7 protein-coding genes and 1 pseudogene are annotated in these 9,382 nt (G+C 69.3%); 1 reads left to right on the top strand and 7 read right to left on the bottom strand.

Annotation, left to right across the window (positions count from 1 at the left end; all coding sequences use genetic code 11):
* The 7 genes and pseudogenes from ACZ4Z3_RS39850 to ACZ4Z3_RS39820 form a co-directional block, all read right to left on the bottom strand.
* Positions 1-154 (bottom strand): annotated as a pseudogene (locus ACZ4Z3_RS39850) (Zn-dependent alcohol dehydrogenase); the annotation flags it as partial.
* Complete coding sequence (locus ACZ4Z3_RS39845) at positions 151-588, bottom strand: RbsD/FucU domain-containing protein (protein WP_468505645.1); 438 nt, start codon at positions 586-588, stop codon at positions 151-153. The pseudogene ACZ4Z3_RS39850 and the gene ACZ4Z3_RS39845, both read right to left, overlap by 4 nt.
* Positions 579-1,496, bottom strand: a complete 918-nt coding sequence (locus ACZ4Z3_RS39840) for an amidohydrolase family protein (RefSeq protein WP_468505644.1) — start codon at positions 1,494-1,496, stop codon at positions 579-581. Before ACZ4Z3_RS39840 ends, ACZ4Z3_RS39845 begins: the two co-directional genes overlap by 10 nt.
* Positions 1,489-2,814 carry an L-fuconate dehydratase gene (locus ACZ4Z3_RS39835; protein ID WP_468505643.1) on the bottom strand — a complete coding sequence of 442 codons (1,326 nt, stop codon included), beginning with the start codon at positions 2,812-2,814 and terminating at the stop codon, positions 1,489-1,491. The genes ACZ4Z3_RS39840 and ACZ4Z3_RS39835 overlap by 8 nt, the downstream gene beginning before the upstream one ends.
* Positions 2,815-2,910: 96 nt before the next feature.
* A complete protein-coding gene (locus tag ACZ4Z3_RS39830; protein ID WP_468505642.1) occupies positions 2,911-3,951 on the bottom strand; it encodes an ABC transporter permease in 1,041 nt (346 codons plus the stop codon).
* Positions 3,944-5,506, bottom strand: a complete 1,563-nt coding sequence (locus ACZ4Z3_RS39825) for a sugar ABC transporter ATP-binding protein (RefSeq protein WP_468505641.1) — start codon at positions 5,504-5,506, stop codon at positions 3,944-3,946. The genes ACZ4Z3_RS39830 and ACZ4Z3_RS39825 overlap by 8 nt, the downstream gene beginning before the upstream one ends.
* A 44-nt stretch (positions 5,507-5,550) precedes the next feature.
* Positions 5,551-6,615, bottom strand: a complete 1,065-nt coding sequence (locus ACZ4Z3_RS39820; RefSeq protein ID WP_468505640.1) for a sugar ABC transporter substrate-binding protein — start codon at positions 6,613-6,615, stop codon at positions 5,551-5,553.
* A gap of 426 nt (positions 6,616-7,041) precedes the next feature.
* Here ACZ4Z3_RS39820 and ACZ4Z3_RS39815 point away from each other — a divergent pair, with 426 nt between their 5' ends.
* A complete protein-coding gene (locus ACZ4Z3_RS39815) occupies positions 7,042-9,273 on the top strand; it encodes an alpha-L-fucosidase (RefSeq protein ID WP_468505639.1) in 2,232 nt (743 codons plus the stop codon).
* Positions 9,274-9,382: the final 109 nt, after the last annotated feature.

The raw sequence follows: 9,382 nt of genomic DNA, 5'->3' as shown, positions 1-9,382 counted from the left end.
GGGCGTCCATGTCGCCGTGGAAGATGTGCAGGTCGGTGCCGCAGATACCGACGTAGGCGGGGGCGAGTACCACCTCGCCCGGGCCCGGCTCCACGGTCGGTGCGGGAGCCGTGTCCAGGGTGCGGGCAGCCGTGTAGCGGACGGCGAGAGTCATCGTGTTCCCGTGGTCTCTACGGCGCGGACGCCGATGGTGAGCAGCAGGTTGGCGTAGGTGCGGATGTCGGCGGTGACGACGGTCAGCGCGAGGTCGGGGGAGCGGGCGGCGTCGTAGAACGCGAACCGGTCGAGGGTCTCCACCGGGGCGGGCGCCAGACGCGCGCGGTACTCGGCGATGGCCGGCGGTTCCGGTTCGCCCTCGGGCGGCACCATCACCTGGGCCGACTCCACGGGCAGCGCGGTCAGCAGGACGTCGAGGACGGTGGTGACGTCCAGCAGTCCGGGGGCCAGGTTCAGGTGCACGGTCCTGGCGCGGTCGCCGGTGGCGGTGCTCGCCGGGTAGTGGCCGTCGGCGAGCAGGACACGGGCGCCGTGGCCGGCGCCTGCCAGCGCTTCGAGGATGCCGGGGTGCAGCAGATCGGTCAGGAGCACGGTGTTCCCTCCTTCCTCTCGGGGGTGGGTGGTTCAAGGGGGCCGAGGCGGTAGAAGGCGGTCGCGGTGCCGGCGAGGATCGCCTCCGTCTCGGTCGCGGAGCAGCCGTCGAGCAGTTCCTCGACGGTCGCCGCCCACGCGTTCCAGCCGCCGGCGAGGACGCAGACCGGCCAGTCCGAGCCGAACATCAGCCGGTCGGGGCCGAAGACGGAGAGCAACAGCTCCCACACCGGCCGGATGTCCTCGACGGTCCACTTCTCGTGGTCGGCCTCGGTGACCAGGCCCGACACCTTGCACCGCACCTGCGGCTGGGCGGCGAGCCGTCTCAACCCCTGCTTCCAGGCGTCGAGTTCACCTGAGGCGATGGGCGGTTTGCCCGCGTGGTCGAGGACGAGCGGCAGATCGGGGAGGCGCTCGGCCAGCCGCACCGCCTGGTCGAACTGGTGATCACGGATGAGGATGTCGTACGCCAGCCCGCGTTCCCGCACCGCGTGCAACGACCGTTCCACGGACGGCTGTTGCAGCCACCGAGGGTCGGACTCGCCCTGGACGAGGTGGCGTACGGCCCGCAGATACCCGCCACCGGGTCCGGCCCGCAGCTCGTCGAGGACGTCGCCGACGGCCGGTTCGGTCAGGTCGACCCAGCCGACGACCCCGCCGACCAGGGGGTCCCGGTCGGCCAGCGCGAGCAGGTCGCGGGTCTCCGGCACGGACGTGACGCACTGGACGACGACGGTGCGCCGCAACCGCCGCCCGGCGATCGGCCGGGTGGCGGCCGCCCGCAGGTCGTCCGTGCCGAAGGTGCGGTGGATCGGCGCGTGGCCCGGCTCGCTCAGCCAGGGCTGGGGACGGCGGTCGAGGTCCCACACATGGTGGTGGGCGTCGACCAGCCCGGGCACGTCAGACACGGGCCGACCAGACCGGGCCGTCGGGGTAGGTGTACTCCTTGAGGGAGGCGGGGTGCATCTGTGCGCCGAGCCCCGGCAGCGTCGGCGCCAGGTAGTGGCCGTCGGCGATGCGCACCGGGTCGACGAAGTGCTCGTGCAGATGGTCGACATACTCGATGACGCGGTCCTCGGTGGTGCCGGAGACGGCGACGTAGTCGAACATCGACAAGTGCTGGACCATCTCGCACAGGCCCACTCCGCCGGCGTGCGGGCACACCGGCACGCCGAACTTCGCGGCGAGCAGCAGGATGGCGAGGTTCTCGTTGACCCCGCCGACGCGGGCGGAGTCGATCTGCACGATGTCCACCGCCTCCGCCTGGAGGAGCTGTTTGAACACGACCCGGTTGGCGACGTGTTCACCGGTGGCGACCTTGATGGGGGTGAGCGCCTTGCGGACGGCGGCGTGGCCGAGGATGTCGTCGGGGGAGGTGGGCTCCTCGATCCAGTACGGGTCGTAGGGGGCCAGCTCGCGCATCCAGTCGATGGCGGGCTGGACGTCCCACCGCTGGTTGGCGTCGACGGCGATGCGGATGTCCGGGCCGACGGTCTCGCGGGCGGTGCGCATGCGCCGGATGTCGTCCTGGAGGTCCGCGCCGACCTTCAGCTTGATCTGGGTGAAGCCGTCGGCGACGGCCTCGCGGGCCAGGCGGGACAGCTTCTCGTCGGAGTAGCCGAGCCAGCCGGGGGTGGTGGTGTAGGCGGGGTAGCCCCGCTCCAGCAGGTGGGCGATCCGCTCCTCGCGGCCCGGCTCGGCGCGGCGCAGGATCTCCAGCGCCTCCTCGGGGGTGAGGGCGTCGGACAGCCAGCGGAAGTCGACCTGCGCGACCAGTTCCTCGGGCGTCATCTCGGCGAGGAAGCGCCAGACGGGCTTCCCGGCCCGCTTGGCGGCGAGGTCCCAGGCCGCGTTGACGACGGCTCCGGTGGCCATGTGGATGGCGCCCTTCTCCGGGCCGAGCCAGCGGAGTTGGGGGTCGTGGACGAGGGAGCGGGAGAAGGCCCCGAGATCGCCGCAGACCTCCTCGACGGACAGGCCGACCACATGGGGTGCGAGGGCCGCGATGGCGGCGGCCTGGACATCGTTGCCGCGGCCGGTGGTGAAGGCCAGGGCGTGCCCCTCCAGCTCGTCACCGGCGTCGGTGCGCAGGACGACGTACGCGGCGGAGTAGTCGGGCTCGGGGTTCATGGCGTCCGAGCCGTCTAGGTGTTCGGAGGTGGGGAACCGCACGTCCAGGACGTCCAGGGCGGTGATGCGGGCGGATGAGGGCACGGTGGAGGACATGGGCGGCAACTCCTGTGAGGGGCAAGGGGACACTGGTCCCCGTGCGACGAGACGTGAACGCGGCGGAGGTCGGGCGGCCGACGACGGCCGCCCGGGTCACTCCTGGACCTTGCCGCCGGTGATGCGGGAGATGGCGAGGGCGACCAGGATGATCAGGCCGTTGAGGGCACCGATCCACTGGGCGGGGACCCCCGCGAGGGTGAGCACATTCTGGATCATGAAAAGCAGCAGGATGCCGCAGAACGCGCCGAACATGGTGCCCTTGCCGCCGTTCAGGCTGATCCCACCGATGACGGCGGCGGCGAAGACGGTGAAGATGTAGCCGTTGCCCTGTGCGGAGGCGACCGAGGCGAGGCGCCCGGAGAGCATCAGCCCGGCGAGCGCGGCGAGCACGCTGCCGGTCACGATGACGATCCACAGCACCCGGTCGGTGCGGATGCCCGCCGCCTTCGCCGCGTCGACGTTGCCGCCGATCGCGTACAGGGAGCGGCCGAAACCGGTCCAGCCGAGGACGACGATCGCGACGGCGAACAGCGCCAGGCAGATCCAGATGGAGGCGGGCATCCCGAACCATTCGGCGGTGCCGAGGTACAGCATCGACTCGGGCAGCTGGAAGAAGGTCTGGCCGCCCGAGATGCCGGTGAGGACACCGCGCAGCACGATCAGCATGCCGAGGGTGACGATGAAGCCGTTGAGGCCGAACCGGATGATCAGCAGGGCGTTGATCACGCCGACGAGCGCGCCCACGGCGAGGGTGACGGGCACGGCCCAGGCGCCGGGCAGCAGTCCGAGTCCGTGGCCGGCGCCGGTCGGCACCACCAGCCAGGCCGCGACTCCGGGCGCGAGGCCCATGGTGGACTCCAGCGACAGGTCCATCTTCTTGACGATCAGGATCATCGTCTGGGCGAGGACCAGCAGGGCCATCTCGGACATCGTCTGCAGGACGTTGACGAGGTTGTCGGCCTGGAGGAAGACCGGGTTGACGACCTGTCCCACGATCGCGATGACCACGATGGCCGGGACGAGGGCGAGGTCGCGCATCCGGGCCAGGGGGATCCGGCCGCCGAGCAGGGCCGTCCGCCTGGGCTTGGGTTCCGCGGCCTGGGCGGCTGTGTCCGCGAGGACGGTTTCAGGCATTGAGGTCCACTCCTTCCATCGCGGCCACGAGTTCGTGGTCGTGCCAGCCGCGGGCGATCTCTGAGGTCACACGGCCCTGGAACATCACCAGGACCCGGTCGCACATACGCAGGTCGTCGAGTTCGTCGGAGGCGATGAGCACCCCCGTGCCGGTCTCCGCGGTCTCCTCGACCTTGCCGAGGAGGAACTCCTTGGAGCGCACGTCCACGCCCGCGGTCGGGTTGATCAGCACCAGTAGCCGGGGGTCGTCGGCGAGGGCGCGGGCCATGACGACCTTCTGCTGGTTGCCGCCCGACAGCGCGGAGACGGGCAGCTCGGGTCCCGGTGTCTTGATCGCCAGCTTCTCGATCATGTTGCCGGCCAGCCGGTCCCGTCGGTCACGGCTGAGGAAGCCGTTCGTGCCGAGCCGGTGGGAAACGGACAGGGTGGCGTTGTCCGCGATCGACATGTCGGGAACGAAGCCCTGGTGGTGCCGGTCCTGGGGGACGAACCCGGCACCGGCGGCGAGCGCCGCGGGCACACTGCCCGGCCGGGGCCGCGTCCCGGCGATCTCCACCTCGCCCGCCACCGCGGCCCTCAGGCCGACGACGGTCTCGGCGACCTCCGTACGTCCGCTGCCGGCGGCGCCCGCGAGCCCGACGATCTCGCCGGCCCCGACCCGGAGGGTGACGTCCTCGTAGCCGTCGCCCCGCAGGGCGTTGACGTGCAGTGCGGCCGGGGCGGCGGCGTCGAGGGTGCCGGCCCGTTCCGCGCGCCGGTCGGTCGCGGCCTCGCCGGTCATGGCGGCGACCAGGTCGGCCCGGGCGAGGTCCGCGACCGGCGCCGTCACGATGTGCCGGGCGTCGCGGAAGACCGTCACCATGTCGCAGATCTCGTAGATCTCCTGGAGGTGATGGCTGATGAAGAGGAAGGTGACGCCCTGGCGTTGCAGATCGCGGATGCGGTCGAAGAGGCGGTTGATGGCGGCACCGTCGAGTTGCGCGGTCGGCTCGTCGAGGATGATGAACCGCGCCCCGAAGGACAGGGCCCGGGCGATCTCCACGAACTGCCGCTGCTCGACGCTCAGTTCCCCGGCGGGGGTCTGCGGGTCGACGTCCACCGACCAGGTCGACAGCAGTTCCTGTGCGCGGCGCCGGGTGGCCTGCCAGCTGATGAGCCGGCCGCGGGCCCGGTCGTGCCGGTTCAGGAAGAGGTTCTCGGCGACCGTCAGGGTGGGGATGATGGTCGACTTCTGGTAGACGCAGGCCACGTGGCGCCGCCAGGCGTCCCGGTCGCTGAGCCGGGGAGCGGGCCGGCCCCCGAAGGTCACCGTTCCCTCGTCGGGGGCCTGGAGACCGGTGAGGACCGACACCAGGGTCGACTTTCCGGCTCCGTTGCGGCCGACGAGGGCGTGGGTCTCGCCGGGCCGGATGGTGATCCGGGCACCGTCGAGGGCCACGGTCGGCCCGAATCGTTTGACTATGCCCGCCGCCTCGACGACGGGCGGGTCCGAGGGGGCCCGTCCGCCGTCCGCCGGGGCGGGCGCGGGGGTGACTGTCCGCTCCCCGTCGCTCATCTCAACCGCCTTGTTCTCGTGAGCCTTCGCGTTCCGGTGAGGGATCAGCCGAGGTTGTTGCCCCACAACGACTTGTCGTCGCTCTTGACGCTGGGCACACCGCCGTAGGAGCCGCCGTCGGCGGTGACGAGCGGGGCGGAGAGCTGGTCCTCCAGCAGGCCGTCGCGGACCTTGATGATGGTGCTGTCGTGGTCGGTCTTGCCGGGCTTGAACGTCTTCCCGTCGATCGCGGCCTTGAGGTAGTACAGGGCGTACTTGGCGTACAGGTCGGCCGGCTGGGACACCGTGGCGTCGATCTTGCCCGCGCCGATGGACTTCAGCTCCTCGGGAATGCCGTCGTTGGACACGACGAACACGTGCTTCTTGTCCTTCGGGTCCACCAGCAGACCCTTCTGCTTGAGGACCTGCAGCGTCCCGGACAGCGCGAAGCTGGACTGCATGTAGATGCCCTTGATGTCCGGGTGCTGGGTCAGCCGGGTCTGGAGCTTCTGCGCGGCGACCGCGCCGTCCCAGTTGGTGGCCTCACCGAACACTGTGACGTCCGGGTAGTTCTTCTTCATGCACTCGTTGAACGCCTCGGTGCGGTCACGGCCGTTGATGGAGTCCAGACCGCCCTGAAGCATCACGACCTTGCCCTTGCCCCCGAGCTTCGTACCGAGGAACTGGCAGGCCTTCTCGCCGTAGGCGCGGTTGTCGGCGCGCACCACCATGAACACCTTGCCGCTGTCGGGGCGGGTGTCGACCGTGACGACGGGGATCTTCTTCGCCTCCAGCTGCGCCAGGCTCGGGGCGATGGCGGCGGTGTCCTGCGGGGCCATCGCGAGGCCCTTGACGCCCTGGCTGATGAACGTCTGAGCGTTGGCGGTGAGCTTGGCGACGTCGTTCTGCGAGTTGGTGGTCTTCAGGGACAGGCCCAGCTCCTTGGCGTACTCCGGCGTGTACTTGATGTACGAGTTCCAGAAGTCGGTGTCGGAGCGCGGGTAGTCGACGCCGACCAGCGGCTTGCCGCCCGACGCCGAGGAGTCGGTGGAGCCGCTGCCGCACGCAGTGAGCAGCGCCAGTGCGGACAGGGCGGATACGGCGGAACAGAGGGCTGTTCTGAGTCTCATGAGGGCTTCCTCGCGCTGGTCCCGTAGCAGGAGTTGTTTCGCCTCGACGACATCCGTGTATCGCGGCGGAGTAGAGATGGGATGTCTTTATAGGCTCGTTCCGGCCCGGCTGTCCAGCCTCTTGCGTAACTCCTGAGAAACGGGCAGTTCAGAGAGTGTCCTGATGGTGGGGATGGCCGGGTGAGTGCAAGATCCATCCCATGAATGTGGCTGGCGGGTCCTTGTGGACACGCCGAGGCTGGCAGCGAATACATACCATGTCTGTGCCTGTGCATAGCGGGACAGAGCGTGACAATCAGGGGCGATGGCGCTTCCCTCTAGTGCTTTTCATCCCTGCACGCTGGTTGACATCGCGAGGCGACGTGCCCGAACTTCGACCGTGTTCCCCTGCGTTCCCCCCTCCCCCTCCGCATCAGGGAAGTGACCATGTCGAGTTCGATCAGCAGACGCCGGCTCCTGGCCGGCGCCACCTGGGTGGCCGCCGCGGCCGTCGCCGGAAACGTCCTCGGCGCCGGCGTGGCCCAGGCGGCGCCCAGCACCTACACGCCCGACTGGAATTCGGTCGACCAGCACCCGCCGGCCCCCGAGTGGTTCCAGGACGCGAAGTTCGGCATCTACTTCCACTGGGGCGTCTTCAGCGTCCCGGCCTTCGGCAACGAGTGGTACCCGCGCAACATGTACCGGGCCGGCGACTCCGCCAACCAGCACCACATCGCGACCTACGGTCAGCCCTCGGCGTGGCCGTACCACAACTTCATCAACGGTGCTCAGGATCTGTCGGGCAACTTCGTGCAGTTCGCACCGAAGCTGAAGTCCGCCGGCGGGAAGTTCGACCCCGAGGAGTGGGTGCAGCTGTTCGTCGACGCCGGGGCCAGGTTCGCGGGCCCGGTCGCCGAGCACCATGACGGTTTCTCCATGTGGGACAGCCAGGTCAACGAGTGGAACTCTGTGAAGAAGGGCCCAGGTCTTGACCTGCTGAAGCTGTTCTCCACGGCCATCCGCGCCAAGGGCCTGAAGCTGCTGGTGGCCATGCACCACGCGTACAACTTCACAGGCTTCTACGAAGCCGCCCCCGCACAGACGGACCCCAGCCTCAAGAAGCTCTACGGTCAGCTGGGTTCGACCGCGGAGAACCAGCTCTGGTACGACAAGCTCAAGGAGGTCATCGACCGCGCCCAGCCCGACATCCTGTGGCAGGACTTCAATCTGGACGCCGTCGACGAGCAGCAGCGCCTGAAGTTCCTGGCCTACTACTACAACCAGGCCAACAGCTGGGGCCGTGAGGTCGTCGCCACCTACAAGGACGGCATGAACGGCAAGGGCGAGGTCTTCGACTACGAGCGCGGCGGCCCGGCCGACATCACCACCCCGTACTGGCTGACCGACGACAGCATCTCCAACAGCAGCTGGTGCTACACGCAGGGCATCGGCTACTACAGCATCAAGCAGATGCTGCACTCGTTCATCGACCGCGTGAGCAAGAACGGCAACGTGCTGCTCAACATCGCGCCGATGGCCGACGGCACCATCCCGCAGGCGCAGAAGGACATCCTGCTCGGCATGGGCGACCACCTGAAGCGCTTCGGCGAGTCGATCTACGCGACCCGTGCCTGGACGGTCTACGGCGAGGGCCCGACGAAGATGGGCGGTGGTGCGTTCACCAATCCGACGGCCGGCACGGCGCAGGACATCCGCTTCACCCGCAACAAGGCCGACAACGTCCTGTACGCCACCGTCCTGGGCTGGCCCGGCAGCTCCCTGACCATCAAGACGCTCAGCTCGGACCGCATCAACCTCTCCTCGCTGACCTCGGTGAAACTGCTCGGCTCCACCGCCGGCACCACCATCGACCTGCCCGCACCGACGCAGAACTCCTCCGGTCTCACGGTCGCCCTGCCGTCCTCCGCGCCCTACAGCGCCAACGCCTACGTCCTGAAGCTCTCCTTCTCCGGCACCATCCCGGCCGTGGCGCCGCCCGCCGGCGCCACCGCCTTCTCGGACGTCAACTACTCCGGAAACTCCGCCCCGTTGGCCCTCGGCGACTACACCGCGGCCGACCTGACCGCGGCCGGACTGAGCACACGCACCATCTCCTCCCTCCGCCTGAGTACGGGCCACCAGGTGATCGGATACTCGGGAGACAACTTCACCGGCACCTCGTGGACCTTCACCGCCAACAACCCCGACCTGAGGAACACCGGCAACAACGACCAGATCACCTCCCTGAGGGTCCAGTTCAACCCGGCGACGTACTTCCGGATCACCAACGTCACCAATGGCCTGGCCCTGGACAGCGGCGGCGATGTCGCTTCCGGGTCGAACCTCAAGCAGTGGACGTGGGACGGCCACAACAACCTCCAGTGGCACGCCGAGCCGATCGCGGGCGGCTACTACCGGCTGGTCAACCGCACCAACGGCATGGTCGCCGACGGCTGGGGCGCCACCTCCGACGGTTCCGCGGCCAGACAGGCGTCCTGGAGCGGCAGCTCCAACCAGCAGTGGAAGATCACGAACCGGGGCGGTGACCGCTACACCATCGCCAACCGCGCCACCGGCCTGGTCCTCGACGGAGGGGGCAACGTCTCCTCCGGCTCCGTCACCAAGCAGTGGACCAACGGCAGCAGCACCAACCTCCAGTGGACGTTCACGGCCCTCTGACCGGTCGGAGACGGCTTCGGGGCACGAACTCCGGCCGACAGGCGGGGGTTTGCGCGGACGTCCTCCGACGCCGGCGGGCGCCCCTCCGCCGCCCCCGGGCGGAGGGGCC

The sequence above is a fragment of the Streptomyces sp. NPDC030296 genome (assembly GCF_055572815.1).
This window is presented reverse-complemented; position numbering and strand designations above follow the sequence as displayed.

Bases quoted from the DNA above. Each gene is read 5' to 3' on its own strand.
- ACZ4Z3_RS39820 (WP_468505640.1), bottom strand. From the start codon at position 6,615: ATGAGACTCAGAACAGCCCTCTGTTCCGCCGTATCCGCCCTGTCCGCA.
- ACZ4Z3_RS39815 (WP_468505639.1), top strand. From the start codon at position 7,042: ATGTCGAGTTCGATCAGCAGACGCCGGCTCCTGGCCGGCGCCACCTGG.
- ACZ4Z3_RS39835 (WP_468505643.1), bottom strand. From the start codon at position 2,814: ATGTCCTCCACCGTGCCCTCATCCGCCCGCATCACCGCCCTGGACGTC.
- ACZ4Z3_RS39830 (WP_468505642.1), bottom strand. From the start codon at position 3,951: ATGCCTGAAACCGTCCTCGCGGACACAGCCGCCCAGGCCGCGGAACCC.
- ACZ4Z3_RS39825 (WP_468505641.1), bottom strand. From the start codon at position 5,506: ATGAGCGACGGGGAGCGGACAGTCACCCCCGCGCCCGCCCCGGCGGAC.